This is a genomic window from Bradyrhizobium genomosp. III (assembly GCF_000261705.1).
Classification (GTDB): Bacteria; Pseudomonadota; Alphaproteobacteria; order Rhizobiales; family Xanthobacteraceae; genus Bradyrhizobium; species Bradyrhizobium ottawaense.
The window spans coordinates 17,872-42,586 of record NZ_AJQF01000158.1 but is presented as its reverse complement, the minus strand read 5'-3'; the positions used below and the strand labels follow the sequence as shown (position 1 = coordinate 42,586).

Here is a 24,715-nt window from a genome sequence, read left to right as displayed (position 1 = left end):
TGCATGCTGCGCGATTTCGGGAGTGACCGCCGCAGCTATTGGCGCACGCGCAGCAGGAATCCCGATCCTCGAACGTTATGGATGAGTTGCATCTCCCCGGGGCCGTCGACCTTGTGACGGAGCCGGCCCATATGCACGTCGATCAGGTTCGTGGTTGCAGGAACGAATTTATAGTTCCAAACCTCCTCGAGCAGCATCGCACGCGTCAACAGCTGGTCGCTGCGACGCATCATGTATTCGAGCAGGCGGAACTCGCGCGGCAGCAGATCGATCTCACGCTCGCCGCGCCGCGCGGTCCGGTCGATCAGGTCGAGCTCCAGCGGCCCGGCGCGCAGTGTGGTTTCTCGACTGTCGGTCGGACGGCGCAGCAATGCCTCTACGCGAGCGACGAGCTCGATGAGCGCGAACGGCTTGGTGAGATAGTCGTCTCCTCCCATGCGCAAGCCGCGCACCCGGTCATCGACCGCGCCGAGAGCGCTCAGCACCAGGACGGGCGTTCCGACCTCGTCCTTGCGCAACGCCTCGATGACGGTCAGCCCATCCATTCCGGGCAGCATGCGATCGACGATCAAGGCATCTGGACATGACGAGCGCGCCCGATCGAGACCATCGATGCCATCGGGCGACCACTGAACCTCAAAGCCACGATCCGCAAGCTCGGCGATGACCGACTCGGCGGTCTCGGCGTCGTCCTCGATCAGAAGAATCCGCGTCATTGTCCCGGTCCCACCTCCTGCGAGGCGCTTCGGCCTGCGGCGCCGAAGCATGGGTTCGGCGGCTCTTGTCGTCATATTCCACGCCCATTGCGCCCGAAGGCGCCGTGCTGAGCCTGCATGCGATGAACCGCTCGCCCTGCGGGGACATAGTCCGGCTCAGGATGGAACACCACTAAATTGCAATTCAGGAAGCCTGGGAGGGCGGCCAGCGACGGTGCGCGAGCAGAAAGGTGTGCTGTCGTCGTGGTCATCTCCCATCTCCGTCCGGGACTCGCGATGCACCATAGATATGTTCTCGATGGGTCCGTCGTTACGCGCAAAAATGGGATTCTGCGGCGAACATTGCGGATTCGCACGATCGTCGCCGCCATGCGAATAGCGATCACGGGCCGTTGAACTCCGGTGAGCAATTCGTGCATTTTGTTGGGTCGCGATCGTCCGCACCTCCTTGGGGAGCCGGCTTGGTCTGCCTGCTGTCATCAAAGGAGAAGCCACAATGTCTACCCTCAAGCTCTTGTCGACCGGATTGATCGCAGTCGCCATGCTGGGAGGACCTGTCATGGCACGCGAACGGCATGCCGTCGTGCGGCCGTCCTCCATGGAAGCCAATCCGGCCGCATCGAACGCATCCCTCTATCGGGATGGTCGCGCCTGCGTTCCGGCGCCGCGTGTTGGCGCATTTGCGACGGCGCCGTGGACCGGCGACAACGTCCCGTGTGAGCCGGGCACCGGAAGCTTCTGATCGCTACGGCTTTTGCGGCCGACCGGGCACCTCGGTCGGCCGACCACATCACCTTGCCGATCGGCCCTCGCTTTCCTGAAACCGAATTTAGTGGGATTGACCAGCGCGGTTCCTATCTTCCCTTCATCACGAAGCTTGGCGACACCACGACGCCGAAGCGAACTGCAGGGATCGCCGGGAACCTTGATAGAAAAGGAGTGCTCCCATGAAACGAGTATTGATGATTTTGGCCACAGCGGCACTTGCCTCGACGTTGACCGTCGGGGCGGCCGAGGCACGCGGCGGCGGTGGCGGAGGCGGCCACGGTGGTTTTGGCGGCGGCGGCTTTGGTGGCGGCGGCTTTGGTGGCGGACATATGGGCTTTGGCGGGGGAGCGCATTTCGGCGGCATGGCCCATGCCGGCGGGTTCGGCGGAGGATTCCACCCCGGCGGGACCGCGGCATTCGGTGGCGGACAGCGCTTTGACGGAGGCCATCTCGGTCTCGGCGATCACATCGCCTCCCGCGGCACAGGCCTCAGTCACCAAGCACTGCATCAGTATGGTCGCTATCGGTCCGCGTATGGATTCTACGGCGCCTATCCCGACTGCTACGATTGGTACGACCTGCATCCCGACGCGCCGTTGCCGCTGAGCTGCGGCTGATTTGCGAGCGCAGGCCCCTGCCTTCGGCCCGGATCTGGCCTGAGCCGATCCGGGCCGAGGGCCTCCTGACATTCCTTGCGACGACCGCCGCGATCAACGCGGCGGAGACACCTCAGAACTGCACACCGCGCGTCAGGGCACCGTCGACGACGAGGTTCGTTCCCGTGATGAAGCTCGCGGCACGACTTGCGAGGAATACGACCGCGTTGGCCATCTCCTGCGGGGTCCCCATCCGGCCCGTGGGATTGAGCGCAAGCGCCGTCTTGTAGAGCTCGGGATTGTTGTCCTTGATCGTGTTCCAGACCCCGCCTTCGAAATAGGTGTTGCCCGGCGAGACCGTGTTGGCGCGAATGCCCTTGTGTGCAAGCTGATTGGCGAGACCTTGCGTGTAGTGGATGATGGCGGCCTTGAAGGTGCCGTAGGGGCCGGCCGCGAAATCGACCTCGCGCCCGGAAACGCTCGATATGGCGACGATCGCACCGGCGTCGCTCTTCTCGAGATAGGGCATGGCCGCATTCACCAGCCGGACCGTGCCCATCATGTCGGTCGAAAATTCCCTCGTCCAGCTTTCATCGTCCTGCCCGATAGCCAGCGCACTCACATTCGCCACGACGACGTCGATCCCGTCCAGTTTGGTCGCCATGTCGACCACCCAGGCCCTGAGCGCCGCACCATCGGCAACGTCGACCGAGGCACCAAAGGCGGCCACGCCTTTGGTCTTGAGCGCTGCAACAGTGCTGTCGACATCCGCCTGATTGCGCGCACAAATGCCGACATTCGCGCCCTCCGCCGCAAAGGTCTCGGCGATCGCGCGACCGATCCCCTTGGTGCTGCCGGTGACGAGAACCTTGGCGCCCGAAAGTCCTAGATCCATGATCGGTTCCTTTTCTTTTCCTGCAGTCTCGCACGTTCAATGGTTATTCGCCACCGCCCTGACCAATCCCCGATAGCTGTGCGGCATCCGCATCGAAACGAGATCCTTTCGGCGCACGACGTTGGTCGGATAAACGCTGTCGAGATTGGTGGTGTCGACCAGAGCCGTGGCAAGGCCCGTATCGTCAGCTGCAATCGCCTCGCGGCGCGGAAACTCGAAGGTATCGGGGCCGAAGACGCCGCTGAGGCCGGGATAGCCGTGTTCGGGATCGAACACATTGGCAAACGCCAGAAACACATTGTTCTCGCCGGCGCGGACGCGGAAGTGATGCCAATGATGCGGATCGGCGCCGGTCGGAATCGGCGCCGACTGCTGGACCGCCGTCCCCGCATGTGGCGATCCAAAGGGGCCCTTGACTGCTGCGCAGCACGCGATGACGTCGCAACCGCGAAGCGCGAGCACCCTCCCCGCTTCCGGAAATGCCGCATCGTGGCCGATCAGCAGGCCTATGCGCCCGACAGGCGTGTCGACGACAGCCCAGTCATCGCCAGCCGTGGCCCAGCTCCGCTCCTCTTCCGTCAAATGCGTCTTGCGATAACGCGTGATCCTTCCATCCGGCGTGAACAGGCAGGCGCTGTTGTAAACGGCATCGCCCGCGCGTTCGGCCATTCCACAAACGATGTAGATTTCGAGCTGCGCAGCGAGCGCGTGCAGACTGTCCGTGGCAGGTCCCGGTATCGGCTGGGCCGATTTCGCCGAACCTGCCAGGCCGGTGACCGCGAGTTCCGGGAATACCACGAGATTGGCACCGTCGGCCTTGGCCCGGCGGGCAAGATTCGCGATCGCCTCGAGATTTCCTGAAACGCTGTCACCAGGTGCGAATTGGGCCACGCTGACGCGCGAGCGCATTCCTTCAGGCCAGGGCTCGTGACCATAGAGACCGAAGAATTCGCGCGAATTCCAGCTGAAGGTATCGGTCAGCAACTCCGGATACAGCTCGGGCCGGCGCTGAACGAACACCGGCTCACCGAGCACGCGGCGCGCACGAGCCATGTCGAGATCGATCTCGGCCAGAGCGAACCCGTCGCCCTTGTCAAGGACCGTGACCACTTCGCCATCCGGCGCGATCACACAGCTCCCGCCGCTGAACTGGACGGTGCGCTCACGCCCCCAGCGATTACTCTCGATCACGTAACAACCGTTCTCGAAGGCTCGGCTGATCCAGTAAGGCGCCGGCGTTCGCTCCGCGAGCCAGTTGGAGATATGGCAGATGACATCCGCGCCCCCCAGCGCCATCAGCCGTGCGGTTTCCACAAAATGGATGTCCATGCAAATGAGGAGTGCAATCCGTCCGATCGGCGTATCGAAGACCTGGTTGTGCAGGTCGCCCGCCGCCGCCCATTTCGGCTCCGAGATATAGGGATGGGTCTTGCGATGGCGGCCGACGATGCCATCAGGCCCGATCAAGACGGCCGAGTTGAAGTAGATGTAGTCCTCGTCGACTTCGGGCATGCCGACCACGAGGTAGCAGTCGTACTTGCGTGCCAGCGCCGCGAAGCGGTCGGTGGTCGGCCCCGGAACCTTCTCGACAAAGGGCCGAACCTCGGCCCGGTTGAACCAGCAATAGCCCGTGGTTCCCATTTCCGGCGTGACGATGAGCTTCGCGCCGGCCGCCGCTGCCTGTTCGCAGAGTTCGAGCAGGCGCGCGATGTTGCGCTCCTTCTCGAACATTGTCGGCTCGAACTGGACAGTGGCGACCTTGTGCACGGACGGCATGATCGACATCCCCCCGTTAGCGCAAATAGGATTTCTTGATGGAGGCGCCGAGCGTGTATTTCGGATCGACCATGTTGCCGAGACGCACCCGGCCGGCCTGGGTCAACAGCATGTAGGCGTCGATCTCCTCGAAACCGTAGTCCGCCGCCATCCAGCGGCACAGCTCGCGATAGGCAATGCGCGCGGCATCCTCCATCGGCCGGGCCGAGCCGATGGTCATGATGAAATCCTTGGTCTCGAGCCGTGGCCAGGCGATCGTCCAGCCTTTGATGAGATCGACCTGGACCGTGGTCACGGTCGGATGCTCGATCGCGACGCCGCAGAGTTCGCCGTCCCCCTGCGCGGCGTGGCAGTCTCCGAGATAGAGCAGCGCGCCCTTGGTGTTGACCGGCAGATAGACGATGGCGCCGACGCCGACGTCCGGCAGGTCCATGTTGCCTCCGTAATAATCGGGGACGAGCGAGGAGATCGCCTCGATCTCCGGCGACGTTCCGATCGTGCCGATGAAAGGCTCGTAGGGCAACGTGATCTTGTCGTTCCATTTGGTGCCGGTCTTGGCGTCGATCTCCAGCTTCTTGACCCGCTCTGGCAGCGCCGGGTTGAGCAGCGCGGTCTGCCCCGTGCTGACGAGGCCGCCGAAGTCCGGCATGACCACGGTGGTGCCGCACGGCTGCGGCCCGCGCGGCACGATGCTCTCGATATAGACCGCGAGCGTGTCGCCCTTCTCGGCGCCGTTGACGTGGATCGGTCCATTCTGCGGATTGAGGAACGGAAAATTGAGAATCTTCGACGGGCTGTCGGTTTCGTGCTTGATGGCGCCCTCGAAGGCGTCGTGGGTCTCGGCGGAGACGACCGCTCCAGGATCCACGGTCAGCACCGGATTCACGTAGGGGCCGTAGACATAGTGATACTTGCCCTGCTCGCTTTCGGTGATCGTATACGAGGTGCCGCGCTCTCCCTTGGCCACGCCCTTGCGAGCCATGATCGAATCTTTGTGCCAGGACATTTTCTTTTCTCCTTCTGTCGTAGGGCAGCGTTCAAACGGCGAGATGGCGCCGCATCTCCGCTTCGTCGTCGAGCGCTGCGCGATCGAGATTTGCGACGATGCGGCCCTTGTCCATGACGTAGCAGCGCTGCGCCATGGCGCGGATCATGTCGAGGTTCTGCTCGACCAGAATGATGGTCACGCCCGTGCTGCGGTTGAGCTCGACCATGTTGCGCGCGATATCCTGGACGATGTTGGGCTGGATACCTTCCGACGGTTCATCGAGCAGGATGAGATTGGGGTTCGCGATCAAGACTCGTCCTATCGCGAGTTGCTGCTGCTGGCCGCCGGACATGGTGCCGGCGCGCTGGTGCCAGCGTTCGGCGAGGATCGGAAACGCCGCGACGATCCTGCGTCGGCCCGCTTCGGGAATGCCGCCGCCCTTGATCGCGGCGCCGACCGCGACGTTCTCGCCGACGGTCAGTCGTGGAAATACGTCGCGTCCCTGCGGCACATAGCCCATGCCGAGGCGCGCCCGCTTGTGCGCCGGCAGCGATTCCACCGCTTCGCCGCGATAGACGACCGAGCCGCTCATCGCCGGCACGAGGCCGATCAGGCTCTTCATCAGCGTGGATTTGCCGACGCCATTGCGCCCGATGACGGCGACGATCTCGCCTTCGCGTACCTCGATCTCGAGGCCCTGGAGCACGGGCTTGCCGCCATAGCCGGCGCGCAAGGCCAGCGTCGAGAGGATGACCTCCTTGCGCGGCACATCAAGCATGGGCCTGCCCCAGATAAATCGCCGCCACGCGCTCATCCGCCACGATCTCGTCGATCGAGCCCTGCGCGAAGACCTGGCCGAGATGCAGCACCGTGACACGCTGGGCGACCTGGCGGACAAAGGCCATGTCGTGCTCGATCGCGAGCACCGTCATGCCGTCCGCATTGAGCCGCTGCACCATCTCTCCGGTCAGATGGGTTTCCTCCGGCGACATGCCGGCCGTCGGCTCGTCCAGCAGCAACAGGCGCGGCTTCAGGCTGATCGCCATGCCGATCTCGAGCCATTGCTTCTGGCCATGGCTGAGATTGCCGGCCGTCTGGGCCTGCTCGGACCCGAGCCCGAGGAAGGCGAGCAGCCGGTCGATCTCGGCTTCGAGCTCGGCGCCGCGATGACGGATCTGAAGTGCGATCTCCAGGTTCTGGCGGACCGACAGACCCTTGAACACGCCGGGCACCTGGAATTTGACCGAGAGGCCGCGATGGATTCGCGCAAAGGATTTCAGAGAGGTGATGTTCTCCCCGGCGAAGACAATTTCGCCGCTGCCGGGATGATGCTCACCCAGAATTAGGCGGAACAGCGTGCTCTTGCCGGCGCCGTTCGGGCCGATCAGGCAATGGATTTCGCCGGTCTGAAGCGTGAGGTCGACGGCGTTGGTGACGTGCAACCCGCCGAAATGCTTGTTCAGCTTGCGCAGTTCGAGCAGCGACATCAGCCGGCCCTCTGCGTCAGGCGGGCGACGAGCCTGCCGAGCCAGTTCATCGCCCCGAGCACGAGGCCGTTCGGGGCGATCAGCACCGTGAGCACCAGCAGCACGCCCATGAACACCAGCGCATACTGGCTGCCATAGATCGTGAGCGCCTGGAACGCGGCCAGCACCATCAGCGTGCCGATCACGGTCGACGTCAGGTCGCTGCGGCCCCCGACAGCGACCCAGATCAGCGGCAGCGCCGCCGCCGTCATGCCCATGCTCGAGGGCGTGATGTACTGTCCCCACACGGTGTAGAGCACGCCGGAAAGCCCTGCGAGCGCCGCACCGATGACGAAGGTGATGAGCTGGTATTTGCGGACGTCGTAGCCGAGCATCTCGGCCCGTTCCGGATTCTCCCGGATCGCGACAATGACGTTGCCGAACGACGAGTTCATCAGAATGCGCAGGCCCAGATAGACGAAGATGAGAAGTCCGAGCACGAAGTAATAGAGGCCGACATCCGCGAACAGCACGATCGGCTCGCCCGGCCAGGGGATGGTCAGCGGCGGCATCGCGCTCATGCCGTTGAAGCCGTTCAGTCGCGCACTGCCGATACGCCACTCCGGCCCTGCGGTCTGGGCCATGAATCGCTCCAGCATCAACGTCACGGCGAGCGTAACGATGCCGAGGAAGACACCGGCGATGCGGCCGAAGAACATGAAATAGCCGAGCAGGATCGCGAACAGCGCAGCGATCGCGACGGCTACCACCAGCGCCACCAGCGTGAAGCCGTAGGCCGAGCCGAAATTGATGGTGAGGATGCCATAGCCGTAGCCCGCAATCCCGAAAAAGGCGGTCTGGCCGAAGGACAGCGAGCCGCCATACCCCCAGATCAGGCAGAGGCTGAGAGCGATGAAGACCCAGACGAAGAAGTAGACCGTGTTGCCGACGGTGTAGCCGTCGCTCACCAGCGGATACGCCAGTGCGGCAGCGAGCACGACGGCGAACAGGCCCCAGAAAGCCGGACCGCGACCGACGGTCTGCGGTCCTTCGAGACGGCGAAACAACGAGAGAAAACCGGTCACGACGCCATCCCCCGTCAGGTGCGCTCGCGCAGCACGAAGCCGGAAATGCCCTTCGGCAGCACCCGGACGACGATGATCACCGCGACCAGGAGGCCGATCTGGCCGAACAGCTGCCCCTGCCAGGACGTCATCCCCGACTTAACGATCGCAAGCAGGCCGCCGGCCGGCGCCGTGCCGAGGAACACGTCGGCGCCGCCGATCACCACGGTGACGAACGCTTCCATGATGAAGGTTGCTCCCATGGTCGGCACCAGCGTCATGGTCGGCGCGTAAAGGCCGCCGGCAAGTCCGGCGAGCCCCGCGCCGCAGGCGAAGGTGAGGCTATAGATCAAACGCGTATCGACACCGAGCGCCGCGGCCATGTGCGGCACCTGGATCGTGGCACGCGCCAGCACGCCGAAGCGCGTCCAGTTGAACAGGGCATAAAGCCCCGCCAGCACACCGAGCGCGGCGCAAAACAGTACGATGCGATAGATCGAATAGGAGTAGTCGCCGACCTGAAAGCTGCCGAACGGCGTGCCCACGCCCGCCATGGTCGAACCGACCATGATCAGCGTGCCCTGCGTCGCGATCAGGCTGAGGCCCCAGGTGGCGACGATGGTGTCGAGCGGCCGGTCGTAGAGATGGCGGATGACCACCAGCTCCACCACGACGCCGACCAGCGCCGACACGATGGTGCCGGCGAGTATTCCGAGCGGCAACGGCAGGCCGGCATGCACGGTGGCGGCCGTCACATAGGCACCGCACATGATGAACTCGCCATGGGCGAGGTTGATCACGCCCATCATACCGAAGATCACCGCGAGCCCACAGGCCGAGAGCACCAGGAACGCAAAAGCGTCGCCGAATTGATAAAGCGCAGAGAAGACGAGGGTCGCAAGATCCATGAAACAACCAGAATGTGGGAAGGCGCGAGACTGCCGTCGCAGATGTTTGGGGTTGCCCCGGCGTTCCGGGAACGCCGGGGCAACCAGCCGCCGTCAGGGTTTCGGCGGGGGATTCGACGGCGTGTACTGGGCCATCGGATCCTTCTTGGTCAGATCGCAGCCGGCCTCACCCAGCCAGTACGGCTTGATGTCTTCCCAGACTTTCGGGAAAGAGATCGCGTGATCCGCACCGACCTTGGCGAGATAGATCGTGTGCGACATGTGCTGGCTCTTCGGGTCGATGCAGACCTTGCCCTCCGGCGCGTCCATGCAGACGTCGCCGAGCGCGATCACCTTGCGGATGTCCTCGCGCTTGGTCGACTTCGCGCGCTCCACCATCTGCTTGTAGAGATAGACGGCGAGATAGGAGTTCTCCGCCTCCTGGTTGACATAGGGCTCGCTCGGGAACTTCGCCTTGAACTTGGCGTAGAACTCCTTGCTCTTCGGCGAAGAGATCTCCTCGATGTAGTTGGTGGTGACGTACATGTCCTTCAGGCTCGGCGGCTTGAAACGCTTGTGCTCGTAGCCCTGGCCGACGTTAACCGAGGAAGCCATCGGCAGGTTGACGTTGGCGGAGGCCGCCTGCTCGTAATAGGAGGCCTGCGCGGTGCCGACCAGCAGGGTGACCACGAAGTCGGGCTTGGCCTTCTGGATGTTCTGGATGCTCTGGGAGAACTGCGACACGCCGAGCGGGATGAACTCCTCGCCGGCCATCTTGCCCCCATTCTCCTTGACGATCTTGCGCACCCATTCCGCCGAGATCTGGCCGAAATTGTAGTCGGCAGCGAGCGTGTAGACGTTCTTGCCGTACTTCTCCATCATGTAGGGGATGAGCGTGGAGAACTGCTGCTCGGGCACCGCGCCTGTCACGATCATGTGGCCGTCACAGACACCGCCTTCGTACTGGTTGTTGTAGAATGCGAAGCCATTGAACTGGTCGACGATCGGACGGTACGCCTCGCGCGAGGCCGACGAAAAGCCCGCGAACACAACGTCGACCTTGTCGCGCTGGAGGACGCGCCGCATGAACTCCTGGTAGCGAGTGTTGTCGGATTGCGTGTCGTAAGCGACGAGCTCGAGCGGCCGGCCCATGATGCCGCCGGCCTTGTTGATCTCGTCGGCGGCGAGCTGGATGGCGTGGACCTTGCCGATCGTCGCTGCGGCAAAATCGCCGGACTGATCTTCAAGCACGCCGAGCTTGATCGGATTTTCCGCCGCGAGTGCCATTTGTGGTCCAAGGGGTGATCCGAGGACAAGCGTCCCCGTGAGGGCTGCGGCACGCAGCCCCCGCAATACAGACTTGCTCATTTTTGCTTCTCCTAGATGGCCTGCTTATTGCCGCCTTGCAGCGTGATGCCGGTTGTGCGGCCGGACGTATCGGGCGGCTTCGCCCGCTTGCTCATAAACTCCTCGCAATAGAGTTCCATGTTCTGCCGCGCACGCATGCTGTCGCGCCGGAGCTGGGAATAGGCTCCCTCCTCGTCGAGGCCGTCTTGCTGCATCAGCAGGACGACCGCCCGGATCACCGCGCGCCGGCCGCGGCGGCGCTCCTCGAGGCCTTGAAGGCGCTCATACATCTCGGCGCGCAGCAGGAACTGGTTGATGCCCATGAACAGGGACGTGTAGACCGCGCCGCCATGCACGGGCTTACGCAGGAACGAGGTTGCACCGAGATTGACGAGCGCCTTGAGCCGGCTCGGCGCTTCGACGCCGACGAGGCCGATCACCGGCACCGGCGGCAAACGTGAGCCGGGATTGACCTCGATCGCTACCGCGCCTTCGAGATCGCCGTCGATGAACAGGATGTCCCGCTCGGCCTGAAGGCTTGCGACGTCAATCTGCGCACGACCGTCGATGATCTCCGGATATTCGGTGGAGACGCCAAGCTTGGCCAGCGTCGTTTCGAGCGCGCTCTCCCATCCGCCTCGCCGGGTGACGACGATGGCACGGCCGCCCTTGAAGTTCTGTAGCAGTCGGGAGCTCATGATTGCACCACCTTCAAAAGCGGAGAGCGCATTGCGCTGGCAAAGCGCGGCGACGACTGAACGAGATAGGGATCCGGTGCGATTGGCTCGCGCGATTCCAGCAGCACTTCGAACTGCCCGCTGACCGTCGACCGGCCGATCCGGGGCGTCAGCCAGGCATGGAAGGTCTGGCGGTCGATGCGGACCTCGCCTTGCGGAGCGCGCAGCCGCTGGTCTGCGACGGCGGCGCGTACCGTGCGGGCGTCGTCCGTGCCGGCTTGTGACAGGGCCGCGCCGAGCAGCTTGACGGCGATGTAGGACGCTTCGGCGTCTGCCGACGAGACCGGTCCGTCCGGAAAGGATGTGGTGTAGGCGCGAATGAAGGCGCCGTTTTCCGCCGAGTTCAGCGAGGAGAAGTAAACACTCGAGGACAGATGTCCGTCGACAGCATCCGGGCCGATTTCCGGCAATTCCGGCTCCGACAGCGTGCAGCTCGCGACCGGGATTTCAGCCGCCTGATCGATGCCACGCGCACGGCAGGCGGCCCGGAACGCCCGGAAGAAGGCGTAAGCGCTGGTGCCGATCAAATTGTTGAAGACGAAGTCGGGGCGCTGATCGATGATCGCCGCGATCACCTGGTCGACCTCGGTATCACCGACCGAGAGATACCGCTCGGCAAGCACGGTGCCACCGCGCGCGGCCAGCGCCTCCCGGAAGATGCGATTGTTTTCCCAGGCCCAGATGTAATTGGAGCCGACGCAGAAGGCGCGCGAGCCGACGCGGGATGCCAAATAATCGACGAGCGGCAGCACGTGCTGGTTCGGCGCCGCGCCGGTATAGATGACGTTGTCGGAGCTCTCGAATCCTTCGTAGTGAGACGGGTACCAAAGCAGTCCGTCGAACTTCTCGAAGCAGGGGATCACTTCCTTGCGGCTCGACGAGGTGTAGCAGCCGACCACATGCCGGACGCCGGAACCGAGCAGCTCGAGGCTGAACGAACGATAGCTCGCAAGGTCGCCGGCCGGGTTGACCACGACCGGCTCCAGCGCAATGTCGTCACGGCCCGCATTGATTTCGCGAAACGCGAGCAGCGCCCCGTTCAGCATCGAGCGCGCAACGACGCTGTAGGATCCCGTCGTCGACAGCATCACGCCGATCCGATAGTTCGTCCGCGCCATCACTCGTTCCAAAACAAAAAAGCGCCCACCGGCTGTTAAGCCGAGGGCGCCCTCGCCGCCAACTGAGCACGCCAAATCAGCGTGATGTTGGAAATGGTTGAAGCTCGTTGCGTTGACGGGCTGAACTGCCCAACGCTTGCATGATACGGTCGTTGAGATCAGTTACGAAGTCAAGCGCGTTATTGCAGCGAAAGCTGCCGCGATTCATATCGTGGTGCAGCAAAACTATGCAGCCGAGCCAAGGGCGCCGCTTCGATGCGGCGGAGACACCAGGGCACGCCTGGCGTCCGGTTTCCGGCGGGCTATTGAAAGCTGCGTGCCGAGCTGCCAGGAGGCCCACGCCCAGCCGAGAGCATCGTCGCTTGCCGCACGAACGACGGATGTCTCTGCCAGCTGTCGGTTTCGTTGGGGCGAGTGAACTTCAGCTGCCTTGGGGGCCCCGTCTGGTATCGAGCCGCCTCTGCACGATCTCATCCCGAGACCAAGCCCAAACGGCTCTGGGATTTAAGAATTTGGTAACGATACGAACGTGGTTGAGCGCGTTAATGCAAATCGCACACCGCCGGTGTCTCGCCCGTAACGACCCTGCTATAAAGCGTAGCCACGGCTCGATCGACTTCGCGAATTATCCGGTTTCCCTGATTGCGCATGAACAAACTTAGCAACACGTTCGACATCGTCATCGAGCAGGCGTTCGACTTTCTGTCTCCGGAATATGCCGAGCTGTTTGATCGCTCGGCCGCCACTGCGTTCCAGCATCCGATCTGGCTGCACAGCCTCTACACCAGGCTCGCTTCGGATGCGGGTGCGACACCTCTGGTCGTCGTGGTCCGCCACCGCGCGACGGGCGCCCTTGCGATGGTGCTGCCCTTGCTCCGGATCCGGCGCGGCCCGATCCGAACCGTCGAGTTCGCCGACCTCCGCGTCTCCGACTATCTGGCGCCGGTTTGCAGCCCGAAAGTGTTCTCGCAACTGCTCGATGACGCGGACGCATGCGCGGAGATTCGGCGCCTCGTTCGCCCTTTCGATCTGCTCCGGATCACCAAGCTGCCCGACGGGCGGCTTCCGATCGAGAACCTCCTGGCCGCATCCCGCCGCGTATCGATGGACACCAACGCCTACGCGACGGTCCTGGTCGCGCCGTTCGAGCAATGGCGGGCCGGTGCGATCGATCGCTCCTATCAGAAGGAGCTCGCAAAGAAATATCGTCAGCTCCAGAAGAAGGGCGCGCTGAGCTTCTCATGCTGCAACGACAGCGCCTCCGTGCTCGAGGCGATGGACGTGATGAGGAAGTTTCGCGGTCCGCGCTTTCAGGCGCAAGGCGACGGAGATCTGCTCCAGCGTCCCGAATATTTCGGCTTCTATTCCGACGTGGCCCTTCGTGGGCTCGGCTCCTTTGTGCGTCTCTATGCCATGAAGATGGACGGCGAAGTGATCGCCGCCGTGCTCGGCCTCTGCCATCAGGGCAGCTTCCTCATCATCATGAGCGCCTTCGACATTGCCGGGTACAAGAGCCAGTCCCTGGGCGCGCTGATGTTCGAGCAGGTAGCGCGGGATTGCATCGAGCGCGGCGATCAGATGCTCGATTTCACCATCGGTGACGAGCCATACAAGAAACTGTTCGGCGGACAGCCCTCGCCGATGTGGGCGATCACGAAAGCCGGCAGCACCGCAGGTGCCATCGCCCTGTTCGCGCTAAAGCAGGCTCCCTGGCTCAAACTGGCGGCCAAGCGGCTCTCGGATTTGCGGCTCCTGCCCGCCCGCACCTCGACGCCCACGCGCTGAAAAACGGCAGGCGAAGGGCCGCGGAACTCAGGCGCGCAACGCCCCGCGAACACGCCCGAGCCAGCCGGGATGCATTTGATCGACGCGGTGTGTCAGGCTGCGCCGCAGGAAGTGCAGCCGGCGCCGGACATCCCAGCCGATATCGTTGCGGGATGTCAGGGCCTGGCGGAAGCGCGCCATCTTGAGGGACTGCTGATCCGCCGCGATCTTGTCGCGATCGGAATAGAACTGCGTAATCTTCTCCTGGTCCATGCCTGGGGTCGCGAGCCACTTCGGCGCATATTCGGTGCACAGACGATCGACGTCCACCAGCAGGCGCGCGACGCCCGTGCCGGCGGCGGGACAATTGGTCTGGAACGCATCGCCGATGAGCACGATGCCGGGCTGGAGATGTCCCTCGACGACGGTCAGATCCATGACCCAGTTCTGGACACGGTCGGTGACGCGGAAATCGCCGAGATAGGGCCGCAATCCCGGCAGCAGACGCAGAACGGTCGCTTCCGGTTCACGACGCAGCTCGCGCATGATCGGATCGGTCGGGTCGCGGAACATGAAGAGATTGGCCCGCATGCCGGCGCGCACGGGAAACAGGCTGAGATAGTCGATGCCGTCGGCCGTGCGCTCGCCATAGCAGGTCAGTGCCTCGAAATCGAACGGCGCGCCATCGCGGCGGGCGATCGTGAAACCGAACGAAACCGAATGGCGCTCGGCCAGAATCTGCCGCTTGATACCGAGTTTATAACCGAGAGCCGCCGCCATGCCCGTGGCGAGAACGACGAGACGCGCAGTCACGCGCCGTCCGGACGCCAGCTCGAGATGCTGGACGTCGTCGCTGCAGCTGATCGCGGTGACCTCGTCGACGATCAGATCGGATGGCTCGGGGATCCGGCTGCGCGCCATCGCAACGAGATCAGCATAGGGAAATCCGTAGGCCTGGCCGACGCTGACATCGACCACCTTGCCTTCCCGGATATTGAGCACCTGATCATATCGACAAGCGACATTTTCGAGCGCGTCGAGGAAGCCCAGCTTGCGGAGCATCGCCAACTGATGGCCGCCGATCTTTTCGACCCGGAACTCGTCCGGATAGACCGCCCGCTTGTCGATCAGGACGATGCGACGCCCTGCCCGCGCCAGCACGGCCGCCGCAAGCGATCCTGCAAGGCCACCACCGACGATCGCGATGTCCGCGACGATCGTCGAAGTGCCAGCTGCGCCGATCGGCTCGGTCACAGTTCTATCCGCCGTCATGATCCAGGCTCCCACGGTCAACCAAAGCCGCACGTGCAATTCTCCGGCCTGATGTCGCATCGCAGGACCAAACGCGATCATTTCTCGGTATCGAGGTTAATGAAGCGGGGGACCCGGCCGCCCGGACGAAAGCCGGCACGCCTCTTGCTCGGGATTCTCCGTAAATTCCGGCTTCTGGCAGTTCTGCGGTCGATCCCGGCGAGGCATTCGGCATTCAAGCCGCTGATCTCGCCTTTCTCGGCCGTCGATGCGGCGCTATGCCGTCAGTCGGCCTGAGCTCGGCCCTGGTCTATTTGGGACAACGGGGACGGTGATGTTCCACAGTGAAGCAACCGGCATGAGCGCGACATCGACGCCGCAGGCGAGATCCTGGATGCCCTGCATTAACACTCGCATTTCTTCGGCATGCTAGGTTGTCACCGGTATCGGAACATGTCTCTTCAGGAGAGAGCAGCTCCTTAAACTTCATGATCAAATCCATCCTCCAGCTCATGCGGCGCGACGTCACGCGCGGTGTCGTCGGGACCATCCTGCTCAAGGTTGGTAGCGGCGCGCTCGCGTTTGCGCTGTTTTCGCTGGCGGCACGAACGATGTCGCCCGACGGCTTCGGTATCTTTGCGACCTGGCTTTCGGTTGCCCAGATCGCCGCCGTCGTGGGACTGGTCGGCCAGGAATCGTTGCTGGTGCGGTTCCTGAACGAATATCAGGTCGGCGACAGGCCGGATCTCACCAAAGGTGTCCTCTTATCGAGCTTCAAGATTACCTCGATCGCAATGCTGATCGTGATCGCGGGGATCGCCATCGCGGCGAACATGAGAGGCGATGGGTGGCTGCTCATACTTGCGGTATCGGCCTACACGGCCGCGAATGCCGGCGTGATGCTCGGCAGCCAGATCGCACGCTCACTGGTCAGCATTCTCACGGGCGAAGGAAATCGCGAGTTCTTCTGGCGAGTCATCGTCGTCCTGTTTCTGCTCGCCATGCTGCTTGGTCATCGGCAACTCGATCCCGCCGAGTTGATGGCGGTGATGACAATTGCCATATCCGTGGGCCTGGTTGCGCAAATCGTTTCGATCGCGCGCGTGCTGCCGGATTTGCGCGGTACGCCGGCGCGCTCCGAAACGTCCCGCTGGCGCTCGAGCGCCCTGCACTTCTGGCTTGCATCCATTCTTGAAGCCGCAAACCAGTATTTCGACGTCATTCTGGTGTACTGGATGCTGGATCCAGTAACTGCCGGTATCTACTTTGCCGCATCGCGCCTTGCCAATATCTTCGCCATGCTGTCTGCGGCGCTATACACGTTCGGAGCCCGCCGGCTTCCCTCGCTGTATTTCAGCAAGAACCACCAGGAGTTCGAGCGAACCTTGCAGCTGATGGCGGAGGTGACCGCGCTATGCGTGGTCGCCGGGCTCGCCATGATCTGGATCGGCGGCCCCTATCTCCTCAACCTGTTCGGACCTCATTTCACCGCGCAGCACTCGGTCTTGATCGTGCTCGCCATCGGGACGGCCATCCAGGCCGCAGGCGGCCCATCTGCTGCGATCCTGCAGCTGACCGGCCACGAACGGATCTACGTTCCCGTCGTTGCCGCCAATGTCGCGCTGCGGCTCGTGGGATTTCTCATCCTCATTCCCTGGCTCGGCGTGCTTGGCGCGGCGATTTCGGCGACCGTGTCGCTGGCGCTCGCGACCATCGCCCTGAACGTCCTCTGCCGCCGGCGAACAGGGGTGGATCCTTCGATCCTCGTGCTGCTGCGCTTCTCCGCCTTGAAGCGCCGCAATTATGCAGTGCGCGGCGCCGACTCCAGCGACTAGGCCTCAATCACGCCGTCGCCCGGTGGTCCGCGATCACGCGCTGGCCGCGCGCAAGATCGATTGGTTAACGCGCGCTCGCCGCGCAGCAGCCGGGAACCAGCGAAATGCCTGCGGGAACGATGTCGACTGCCAAGCCTGGCATTAACTCCGTTTGCTGCTAGTCGGTGTCCGCGCGATCCCCGCATGATAGGTACGGAGTTAAGAAGGTGAAGATTTCGTTTCTTTAGCGGGTCGGGATCGGTGCTCCACTATCAGCCGAATAAGGAATTGGGCGAGACGACCGCGACGGCACCCGCGCGGTCGAACGGCAGCAGACGAAAGCTGCACGTGCTTCTCGCGCAAACCCAGGCCGAGAACGCCGGAGCGCAGGAGATCTCCAGGCTTCTTGGCGCCGGGCTGACCGCGCGCGGCTACCGCGTCACCAATCTCTTCTTCTTCCGTAAATCGCATTCCTTCGATGAGCCGCCCGATACGCTCTACTGCGCGCCGAGCCGGCCGGGCAATCCGATGGCGTTGCTGCGGATGCTGTGGACACTCGGCCGCCATATCAGCACCATCAAACCCGACGCCGTCCTGACCTTCCAGCATTTCGGCAACGTGATCGGCGGCGGCGTGACGCGCCTCGTCAGCCGCGCACCTGTCATCGCCAATCAGGTTTCATCCGCGCTGTCGATGAGCTGGCCGGTCCGCACGGCCGACATCTTCATGGGTAGCCTTGGCTTCTTCGACCGCATCACGCTCAATTCGCAGGACATGCAGCGCGAATATTCGCGCTACCCCGCGGCCTACCGGTCGCGCATGGTGCATGTCCCGCACGGCTTCGATGACAAGGCCCTTACCCTGTCGAAGGAAGCCGCACGACAAAAACTCAGCCTGCCGCCGGATCGCATATTGCTCGGCTGCGCAGCGAGACTGCATCCGCACAAGCGTCTCGATCTGGCGATACGTCTGTTACCGGATCAGCCGTCCTGGCACCTTGCGCTTGCCGGCCAGGGAGCCGACGAGGGCCGGCTGAAGCTGCTGGCGAGTGAATTGAAGGTGTCGGACAGGCTGCATTTGCTTGGGGAAATCCCGCCCACCCGGATGGCGGACTTTCTCGCCTGCCTGGACGTGTTCGTATTCCCGACACAGGCCGAGACCTTCGGTCTGGCCGCGGTCGAGGCTGCGAACGCCGGTGTTCCCTCCGTCGTCACCGATCTTCCCGTCCTGCGCGAAGTGTTGTCCTACGAAGGAAGACCGACGGCACTCTTCGTCGACGCTTCCGATCATGCGAAGCTCTCCGCGGCCGTCTCCAGGCTGCTGACGGACCAACATCAAAGCGACGAACTGCGACAAAACGCCAAAGGCTTGCGGTTGCGCTATTCGGTAGATGCCATGGTGGAGGAATACGTTCGAATTCTCGGCCAGGTCATCTGACCGGACGATTGGAATAGATGGGCTCGACATGATCATCGAGTTTCGCTGTGAACGTGAGTACGCGCGGCGGTGGATGGGTCGCGAGACGCTGCTGATCGACGGCCGGGAAGTTCCGGTTCAAATCGCGTGGACGGCGAAGGCCGAGCCGCGGCCCGCAGGTCTCGACGCCCTGTTCGAGCTCGAACGCATGGTGCTGCACAAGGGCAAACACAGCAGCGTCCACAGGCTGAACGTCATTCCGGGACCGACGCGGGCTCGCACCGAGACAGCCGACGTAATCGTCGACTTCACCGGCGGCGCGCGCGATCCGAACGACTCCGCCCGGCTGTATCTCCGTCCGCTGTTCAATGGCGTTGCAGGCGAGAACGCCGCGCTCGCCGCCATTCTGACTGGCGACCTGCCGGTGATCGACATCGTCAACGAGGTCGACGGTTCGGTCCTCGATCGCGGCCATCCATCCGGAGAAATTGCCGCCGGCCTGAGCGGCGCACTCGAAACCGTCATGGCGCGAACCCTGACCATGGTGGCGGCGATCCTATCGGGACGACGGCGGCTTGTGCCGCAACTGGCGCGTCCGGCAGCGGATGGCCCGCGTCGTGGCCCCGTTGGCTATGTCGCGCGCGGCCTTGCCGTGTCGATCGCCAAGGAGATTTATCGCCTGTGCTGCTATGCCCCTCACTGGCATGTCGGGTGGCGCTTCAATGACGGCGCGGGCGTCTGGCAGACCGGAGATCTATCAGGTCCAAGCTGGAACGTTCTGGGAGATCCTGGAAACCACTTCTACGCCGATCCCTTTCCCATGACCTGGCAGGGACGAACATTCGTCTTCTTCGAAGACCTCGATCACCGCGTTGGAAAAGGCATCATATCGGCGATCGAATTCAACGACACCGGCCCGGTAGGACAAGTCGTGCCCGTGCTGGAAGAGCCCTGGCACCTCTCCTACCCGTTCCTGATCGAAGACGGCGGCGATTTGTGGATGATCCCGGAGAGCTCGCTCCACGGGGACGTCGCCCTCTACAAATGCGTTCGGTTCCCGGACAAATGGGAGCGGCACGCGACGCTGCTGTCAGGCCTTGAGCTGGCAGACGTCACGATCACGCGGCACAACGGCCTGAACTATCTGTTCGGCGCCTGGCGCGACGGAGCCGGCGGTTACTCGGATTCGCTGGCGATCTATTACGCCGTGCACCTCCTGGGCCCCTGGTTGCCCCATGCCAGCAATCCGGTCCTGATCGACCGCGCGAGCACGCGGCCGGCGGGGAATTTCGTCACGATCAATGACAAATTGTGGCGACCGGTTCAGAACTGCACCGACGGATACGGCGCTGCGCTCGCGCTGGCGGAAGTGATCGAACTGTCGCCGACCGCCTTCAAGCAGATCGTGCGCCATTCTCTGAAGCCCGGACCGGTGTGGCCCGGCAGGAAGCTGCACACCCTGAACCGCTGCGGCCGGCTCGAGGTGATCGACGGATCGCGTGTCCAACCCAAGACCCGCGCCTTCGCGGGCAGATTTCCATCGGCGGCCTTGTCGGCGCGAACCAGCCCTCATACCGCCTGCTAGCGCGGATGGCTGAACAGGTCCGTCGTGGCGTCATCGACCACGATCTCGACCAACGCGGGACCACGTGAAGTCAACGCTTGGCTCAAGATGCGGTCGACATCGCCGGCATCCGTTATGCGCTGCCCCACGCAGCCCATCCCCTTGGCAAGCGCAACGAAATCGAGCCCAGGCAGATCGATTCCAGGCGGGCGATGCGCCTGCATCAGCTGGCTGAAGGCACGCATCGCACCATAGCCCGAATTGTTCATGATCACGAAGGTGATCGGCAAGCCGCGTTGCGCTGCGGTCCAGATCGCCTGAACGCAATACATCGCCGAACCATCGCCAATCAGGGCGACGATGCGGCGGCCGGGCCGCGCCAGCGCCACGCCGACGGAGGCCGGCAGGCTGTAGCCGAGCCCACCGCTGGCCATCGTGTAGAAACTGTCGGAGCCCGGTCGCGGCATGAATTGTTGAATGGCGGGACGATGCGACGGCGCCTCCTCGACCACGATCGCATCGGGCGGCATCAGCGCCGACAACCGGCCCAGCGCATAGGCCGGAGGAATTGGATTTTGCGCGGCAGGCACGGCAGGAAGCGCCCGCGCGGCCGGCGCCTGACGCTCCGCAGTTTCGGGCAATGCCGCCTGAAGCGCAACGAGCGCCTTCGGGAGCGTGCTGATGATGGTGTCGCCGACGGCAGCGGACGCGGCCTCCGTCGGATCGTCGGTGATCTGCCAGACCGGCGTTCCATCATCGAGCAATTCGCATTGTCCCTCGACATGGAAGGTGAACACGGGTGCTCCGATCACGACGATCAGATCGGCCCCGCGCAAGGCATGGGCGAGTCCTCCTGGTGCTGCCGGAAGGAAGCCGGCGAATTGCGGATGCAATTCCGGAAAGCTCGAACGGCTCGACATCGGGCTTGCCCACACGGCCGCCCTCGCCTGTTCGGCGACCGCAACCATCGCCGCGACACAGCCGCTGCGATCGATGTCGGGGCCGACGACGAAGACAGGTCTCCTGGCTGCGGCGATGGCCGCACCGAGCCGAACGATCGCTGCCGAGTCGGGGGCAAATTCGGTCGCGATGTGGCGCACCGGCGGAGCGACGGCGGGCCGTGCCCAATCATCCGATGGCACGGACACGAAGGTCGGGCCGCGCGGATGCTGCATGGCGGCGAGGAAGGCCTGCGCAATCGCCGCCGGGACATCTTCGGGTCTCGCGGGTTCCGCGCTCCACTTCACATAGGGCTTTGGAAACTGCGCAGCATCCTCGGCAAAGAGATAGGGCCGCATCTGCAGCAGGCTGCGCGCCTGCTGCCCCGATGTCACGACCATCGGCGTCTTGTTGCGAAACGCCGTGAAGAGATTGCCGAGCGCATGGCCGAGCCCCGCCGCCGAATGCAGATTGACGAAGGACGGACGCCCCGTCGCTTGCGCATGGCCATCGGCCATGCCGACGACGCAGCCTTCCTGCAAGCCGAGCACGTAATCGATGTCATCGGGCCAGTCGCCGAGAAACGCGAGCTCCGTCGAGCCCGGATTGCCGAAGACGCGATCGACGCCGAACGAGCGAAGCACACCGAGGGTCGCCTCCCGAACCGTCAAGACTTTGGAATTCATTGACAGATTTCCTTCGCAGATTCCTTGGGTGCTTCGCTGCTCGAGCCATCAGAACGGATAGTGCTGAGGCTGCGTCTCGATGGTGATCCAGCGCAGATCGGTGAACTCGGCGATCCCAGCCTGGCCGCCGAAACGGCCGTAGCCCGATCCCTTCACGCCGCCGAACGGCATCTGCGCCTCGTCATGCACGGTCGGGCCGTTGACATGACAGATGCCGCTTTCGATACGCTGTGCCACCGTCAGCGCGCGGGCGACGTCGCGGCCGAAGACGGCGGCCGAGAGGCCGTACTCGGTGTCGTTCGCGAGACGCACGGCCTCGTCGACGCCATTCGCGCGGATCACCGAGACGACGGGACCAAAGCTCTCTTCGGTGTAGATGCGCATGCCGGGCACCACACGGTCGAGCACGGTCGCCGGAACGACCGTGCCGGCCCGCTCGCCGCCCGCGAGCTTGACGGCACCCTTGCCGATGGCGTCATCGATCAGTGCGACGACGTGCCTGGCCGGCGCTTCGTCGATCATCGAGCCGACGACAACCGGGCCGGAGCGCGGGTCACCGGCCGGAAGCGCGCTCGCCTTCTTTGCGAGCTTCTCGACAAAAGAGGCGGCCACCGCCTCGTCGACGATCACGCGCTCTGTCGACATGCAGACCTGACCCTGATTGATGAAAGCGCCGAACGCCACGGCCGCGACGGCGGCATCGAGATCGGCATCGTCGAGCACGACCAGCGGCGCCTTGCCGCCGAGCTCGAGCAGCACCGGCTTGAGGTGGCGTCCGGCAAGCTCGGCGATGACGCGGCCGACGCGGGTCGAGCCGGTGAAGTTGATCCGTCGCACGGCGGGATTGGCGATGAGGCGTTCGACCAAAGTGGGCGCATCGGCCGGCGCATTGGTCACGACGTTCACGACGCCAGGCGGGAAGCCAGCGTCCTTGAACACTTCGCCGACCAGCCGGTGCGTTCCCGGGCAGATCTCGGACGCCTTGAGCACGACCGTGTTGCCGCAGGCGAGCGGCGTCGCCACCGCGCGGACGCCGAGAATGATCGGGGCATTCCACGGCGCGATGCCGAGGCACACGCCGGCCGCCTGGCGGACGGACATCGCGACGCAGCCCGGCTTATCGGACGGGATCACCTCGCCGGCGATCTGCGTCGTCAGCGATGCCGCCTCGCGCAGCATCCCGGCCGCGAGCTTGACGTTGAAGGCCGACCAGACCTCGGTCGTGCCGATCTCCGCCATCATGATCTTGATGAAGGCGTCACGCTTGGCATCGAGCGCATCGGCCGCCTTCAGCAGCAGGGCGCGCCTCGCATTCGGGCCGAGCGCCGACCATGCGGGCAGCGCCGCGGAGGCCGCCGCCACCGCAGCATCGGCATCGGACACGGTTGCGGCGGCCGCGCGGCTTGCGACCTCCTGCGACAGCGGATTGCGGCGCTCGAACACCTTGCCGGTCGAAGCGGCCTGATCCTGTCCATTGATGAGAAGACTGACGTCCATGAGAACCTCCCTGATGTCTTGCCGGTGTCTTTGGCCAAGCTCAACCGAGCAGCCGCGATTTGCTGGTTTCGTGCGCGAAGCCGAGCGCGATCATCGCCGCGAGCGCGAGCGCGACGTAGTATCCGGTGATCGCGTAGGTGGAGCCCGTCTGCGCGAACAAGCTGGTGGCGACGAGCGGCGCGATGCCGCCGCCGAGTACCGTGCCCAGTTGCTTTCCGATCGACACGCCGGTGAAGCGGATGCGGGTTGGAAACAGTTCCGGGAAATAGCTGCCTTCGGTGCCGAACATCAGCGGATGGATGATGCCAGCGGCGAGGATCACCGCGCCCGTTATCAGCAGCGTGTCCCGGCTTGCGACCACGCCGTAGAATGCGAACATCGAGATGGCCGCAAGCACAACGCCCGCCAGGAACAGGCGCTTGCGTCCGATCCGGTCGGACCAGGCGCCAATCAGCGGCATGGCCACGAGCCCGACGAGATTGGCGAACAACACGGCCTGCGTGATCACGTCCTTCTGGACGCCGAGCTGACGCGTCGCGAAGGAGATGGTGAAGATGGCGGTCAGATAGAAATAGGACGTCTGCGCCATCTCGGCGAAGAACACGATGAGGATCGGCCGCCAGTGCCCCCTGATCGCTTCGACGGCCGGCACCGTTTCGGACTCCTCCGCCTTGCGGAAGGTCGCGCTCTCCTCGATGCGCAGCCGCATATAGACGCCGAGCGCGACCAGTACCGCGCTGATCAGGAACGGAACGCGCCAGCCCCATGACAGCAGATCCGCTTCCGGCAGCCGCGAGATCGCGAGCGCCGCAAACGAGGCGAGCACGACCCCGACAGGACCTGCGGCCTGGATCACCGCCGCCGAAAAGCCGCGCCGGTGGCCGGGCGCGGTCTCGATCGCCATGAGGATCGCCGCGGTGGATTCGCCGCCGAGCGCAAACCCCTGGAGGAAGCGCAGCACGACGAGCGCGACGGTCGCGGCGACGCCTGCACTGGCGTAGGTCGGCAACAATCCGATCGACATGGTGGCAAGCCCCATCAGGAGCAGCGTGCACAGAAGAACGGATTTCCGGCCGAGCCGATCGCCGAAATGGCCGAAGACGAGCCCGCCGAGCGGACGCGCCAGAAATCCGACGGCGAAGGTCGCGAACACCGCGATGGTCGCCGTGAGCTGGTCGAACTTCGGAAAGAACAGCTGGTCGAACACCAGTGGCGCGATCAGGCCGTAGATGAAGAAATCGTACCATTCGATCGCGGTGCCGATGGTGCCGGCGATCAGGATGCGCCGCCGGCTGCTCGCGGTCTGCTCGGCGCCGACGGCGGCGGCAGCATGATCGTCGTAGTCCTCAAATGCTCTTGCCACGTTGTCCTCCTCCGGTGTCATTGTCGTCTTGTTGTTATTGGCGTACGGCCGCAGATCGAATGC

The 24,715-nt window shown here is 63.8% G+C and carries 21 protein-coding genes; 6 read left to right on the top strand and 15 right to left on the bottom strand.

Annotated elements, in window-relative coordinates; genetic code table 11:
• Positions 1–35: 35 nt before the first annotated feature.
• Positions 36–716, bottom strand: coding sequence for a response regulator transcription factor (locus IC66_RS0113440; protein ID WP_028142513.1), 681 nt, complete (start codon positions 714–716; stop codon positions 36–38).
• A 496-nt stretch (positions 717–1,212) separates the two neighbouring features.
• Here IC66_RS0113440 and IC66_RS0113435 point away from each other — a divergent pair, with 496 nt between their 5' ends.
• Together IC66_RS0113435 and IC66_RS47105 are read left to right on the top strand one after the other, a co-directional pair.
• A complete protein-coding gene (locus tag IC66_RS0113435; protein ID WP_028142512.1) occupies positions 1,213–1,458 on the top strand; it encodes a hypothetical protein in 246 nt (81 codons plus the stop codon).
• A gap of 205 nt (positions 1,459–1,663) precedes the next feature.
• On the top strand, positions 1,664–2,101 hold the full coding sequence (locus IC66_RS47105) for a hypothetical protein (protein WP_038947975.1): 438 nt from the start codon (positions 1,664–1,666) through the stop codon (positions 2,099–2,101).
• Between the two features lie 112 nt (positions 2,102–2,213).
• Here the strand turns inward: IC66_RS47105 and IC66_RS0113425 are convergent, their stop codons facing one another.
• The 10 genes from IC66_RS0113425 to IC66_RS0113380 form a co-directional block, all read right to left on the bottom strand.
• Entirely contained in the window at positions 2,214–2,975 is a 762-nt protein-coding gene (locus tag IC66_RS0113425) for an SDR family NAD(P)-dependent oxidoreductase (RefSeq protein WP_038947974.1), read from the bottom strand.
• A 36-nt stretch (positions 2,976–3,011) separates the two neighbouring features.
• Positions 3,012–4,751 (bottom strand): nitrilase-related carbon-nitrogen hydrolase, encoded by a 1,740-nt coding sequence (locus IC66_RS0113420; RefSeq protein ID WP_038947973.1) that lies wholly within the window; start codon positions 4,749–4,751, stop codon positions 3,012–3,014.
• 16 nt (positions 4,752–4,767) lie between these two features.
• Positions 4,768–5,757: an acetamidase/formamidase family protein gene (locus IC66_RS0113415; RefSeq protein ID WP_028142508.1), complete on the bottom strand. Its 990-nt coding sequence runs from the start codon at positions 5,755–5,757 to the stop codon at positions 4,768–4,770.
• Positions 5,758–5,788: 31 nt separating this feature from the next.
• Positions 5,789–6,517: an ABC transporter ATP-binding protein gene (locus IC66_RS0113410; protein ID WP_038947972.1), complete on the bottom strand. Its 729-nt coding sequence runs from the start codon at positions 6,515–6,517 to the stop codon at positions 5,789–5,791.
• The gene (locus tag IC66_RS0113405; RefSeq protein ID WP_038947971.1) at positions 6,510–7,226 is read right to left on the bottom strand and encodes an ABC transporter ATP-binding protein; all 717 of its coding nucleotides are present in this window, start codon (positions 7,224–7,226) and stop codon (positions 6,510–6,512) included. The genes IC66_RS0113410 and IC66_RS0113405 overlap by 8 nt, the downstream gene beginning before the upstream one ends.
• Positions 7,226–8,290, bottom strand: coding sequence for a branched-chain amino acid ABC transporter permease (locus IC66_RS0113400; protein ID WP_038947970.1), 1,065 nt, complete (start codon positions 8,288–8,290; stop codon positions 7,226–7,228). The genes IC66_RS0113405 and IC66_RS0113400 overlap by 1 nt, the downstream gene beginning before the upstream one ends.
• 14 nt (positions 8,291–8,304) lie before the next feature.
• Positions 8,305–9,177, bottom strand: a complete 873-nt coding sequence (locus IC66_RS0113395) for an ABC transporter permease subunit (RefSeq protein ID WP_028142504.1) — start codon at positions 9,175–9,177, stop codon at positions 8,305–8,307.
• 93 nt (positions 9,178–9,270) lie between these two features.
• Positions 9,271–10,524 carry an urea ABC transporter substrate-binding protein gene (locus IC66_RS0113390; RefSeq protein WP_028142503.1) on the bottom strand — a complete coding sequence of 418 codons (1,254 nt, stop codon included), beginning with the start codon at positions 10,522–10,524 and terminating at the stop codon, positions 9,271–9,273.
• 11 nt (positions 10,525–10,535) lie between these two features.
• Complete coding sequence (locus tag IC66_RS0113385) at positions 10,536–11,201, bottom strand: ANTAR domain-containing response regulator (protein WP_028142502.1); 666 nt, start codon at positions 11,199–11,201, stop codon at positions 10,536–10,538.
• Positions 11,198–12,358 carry a transporter substrate-binding domain-containing protein gene (locus IC66_RS0113380; protein WP_028142501.1) on the bottom strand — a complete coding sequence of 387 codons (1,161 nt, stop codon included), beginning with the start codon at positions 12,356–12,358 and terminating at the stop codon, positions 11,198–11,200. The genes IC66_RS0113385 and IC66_RS0113380 overlap by 4 nt, the downstream gene beginning before the upstream one ends.
• Before the next feature lie 648 nt (positions 12,359–13,006).
• Here IC66_RS0113380 and IC66_RS0113375 point away from each other — a divergent pair.
• Positions 13,007–14,143, top strand: a complete 1,137-nt coding sequence (locus IC66_RS0113375) for a GNAT family N-acetyltransferase (RefSeq protein ID WP_028142500.1) — start codon at positions 13,007–13,009, stop codon at positions 14,141–14,143.
• A 27-nt stretch (positions 14,144–14,170) separates the two neighbouring features.
• On the opposite strand, the gene IC66_RS0113370 is transcribed toward IC66_RS0113375, so the two are convergent.
• A complete protein-coding gene (locus tag IC66_RS0113370; protein WP_038947969.1) occupies positions 14,171–15,394 on the bottom strand; it encodes an FAD-dependent oxidoreductase in 1,224 nt (407 codons plus the stop codon).
• Positions 15,395–15,861: 467 nt separating this feature from the next.
• Between IC66_RS0113370 and IC66_RS0113365 the strand changes: the two genes are divergently transcribed.
• From IC66_RS0113365 to IC66_RS0113355, 3 genes are all read left to right on the top strand, one after another.
• Positions 15,862–17,208: a lipopolysaccharide biosynthesis protein gene (locus IC66_RS0113365; RefSeq protein WP_028142498.1), complete on the top strand. Its 1,347-nt coding sequence runs from the start codon at positions 15,862–15,864 to the stop codon at positions 17,206–17,208.
• Positions 17,209–17,448: 240 nt separating this feature from the next.
• Entirely contained in the window at positions 17,449–18,624 is a 1,176-nt protein-coding gene (locus IC66_RS0113360) for a glycosyltransferase family 4 protein (RefSeq protein WP_038947968.1), read from the top strand.
• Positions 18,625–18,652: 28 nt separating this feature from the next.
• On the top strand, positions 18,653–20,188 hold the full coding sequence (locus IC66_RS0113355; RefSeq protein WP_038947967.1) for a glucosamine inositolphosphorylceramide transferase family protein: 1,536 nt from the start codon (positions 18,653–18,655) through the stop codon (positions 20,186–20,188).
• Here IC66_RS0113355 and mdlC read toward each other — a convergent pair.
• Genes mdlC through IC66_RS0113340 form a run of 3 tightly spaced genes read right to left on the bottom strand, consistent with a single transcriptional unit; the run spans position 20,185 to position 24,652 of the window.
• Complete coding sequence (gene mdlC / locus IC66_RS0113350; protein ID WP_038947966.1) at positions 20,185–21,792, bottom strand: benzoylformate decarboxylase; 1,608 nt, start codon at positions 21,790–21,792, stop codon at positions 20,185–20,187. The genes IC66_RS0113355 and mdlC overlap by 4 nt on opposite strands.
• A gap of 48 nt (positions 21,793–21,840) precedes the next feature.
• Positions 21,841–23,289 (bottom strand): aldehyde dehydrogenase, encoded by a 1,449-nt coding sequence (locus IC66_RS0113345; RefSeq protein WP_038947965.1) that lies wholly within the window; start codon positions 23,287–23,289, stop codon positions 21,841–21,843.
• 40 nt (positions 23,290–23,329) lie between these two features.
• The gene (locus tag IC66_RS0113340) at positions 23,330–24,652 is read right to left on the bottom strand and encodes an MFS transporter (RefSeq protein ID WP_244429109.1); all 1,323 of its coding nucleotides are present in this window, start codon (positions 24,650–24,652) and stop codon (positions 23,330–23,332) included.
• Between the last annotated feature and the right edge of the window lie 63 nt (positions 24,653–24,715).

Coding starts and splice junctions, on each gene's coding strand:
- IC66_RS0113440 (WP_028142513.1), bottom strand. CDS start 716: ATGACGCGGATTCTTCTGATCGAGGACGACGCCGAGACCGCCGAGTCG.
- IC66_RS0113435 (WP_028142512.1), top strand. CDS start 1,213: ATGTCTACCCTCAAGCTCTTGTCGACCGGATTGATCGCAGTCGCCATG.
- IC66_RS47105 (WP_038947975.1), top strand. CDS start 1,664: ATGAAACGAGTATTGATGATTTTGGCCACAGCGGCACTTGCCTCGACG.
- IC66_RS0113425 (WP_038947974.1), bottom strand. CDS start 2,975: ATGGATCTAGGACTTTCGGGCGCCAAGGTTCTCGTCACCGGCAGCACC.
- IC66_RS0113420 (WP_038947973.1), bottom strand. CDS start 4,751: ATGCCGTCCGTGCACAAGGTCGCCACTGTCCAGTTCGAGCCGACAATG.
- IC66_RS0113415 (WP_028142508.1), bottom strand. CDS start 5,757: ATGTCCTGGCACAAAGATTCGATCATGGCTCGCAAGGGCGTGGCCAAG.
- IC66_RS0113410 (WP_038947972.1), bottom strand. CDS start 6,517: ATGCTTGATGTGCCGCGCAAGGAGGTCATCCTCTCGACGCTGGCCTTG.
- IC66_RS0113405 (WP_038947971.1), bottom strand. CDS start 7,226: ATGTCGCTGCTCGAACTGCGCAAGCTGAACAAGCATTTCGGCGGGTTG.
- IC66_RS0113395 (WP_028142504.1), bottom strand. CDS start 9,177: ATGGATCTTGCGACCCTCGTCTTCTCTGCGCTTTATCAATTCGGCGAC.
- IC66_RS0113390 (WP_028142503.1), bottom strand. CDS start 10,524: ATGAGCAAGTCTGTATTGCGGGGGCTGCGTGCCGCAGCCCTCACGGGG.
- IC66_RS0113385 (WP_028142502.1), bottom strand. CDS start 11,201: ATGAGCTCCCGACTGCTACAGAACTTCAAGGGCGGCCGTGCCATCGTC.
- IC66_RS0113380 (WP_028142501.1), bottom strand. CDS start 12,358: ATGGCGCGGACGAACTATCGGATCGGCGTGATGCTGTCGACGACGGGA.
- IC66_RS0113375 (WP_028142500.1), top strand. CDS start 13,007: ATGAACAAACTTAGCAACACGTTCGACATCGTCATCGAGCAGGCGTTC.
- IC66_RS0113370 (WP_038947969.1), bottom strand. CDS start 15,394: ATGACGGCGGATAGAACTGTGACCGAGCCGATCGGCGCAGCTGGCACT.
- IC66_RS0113365 (WP_028142498.1), top strand. CDS start 15,862: ATGATCAAATCCATCCTCCAGCTCATGCGGCGCGACGTCACGCGCGGT.
- IC66_RS0113355 (WP_038947967.1), top strand. CDS start 18,653: ATGATCATCGAGTTTCGCTGTGAACGTGAGTACGCGCGGCGGTGGATG.
- mdlC (WP_038947966.1), bottom strand. CDS start 21,792: ATGAATTCCAAAGTCTTGACGGTTCGGGAGGCGACCCTCGGTGTGCTT.
- IC66_RS0113345 (WP_038947965.1), bottom strand. CDS start 23,289: ATGGACGTCAGTCTTCTCATCAATGGACAGGATCAGGCCGCTTCGACC.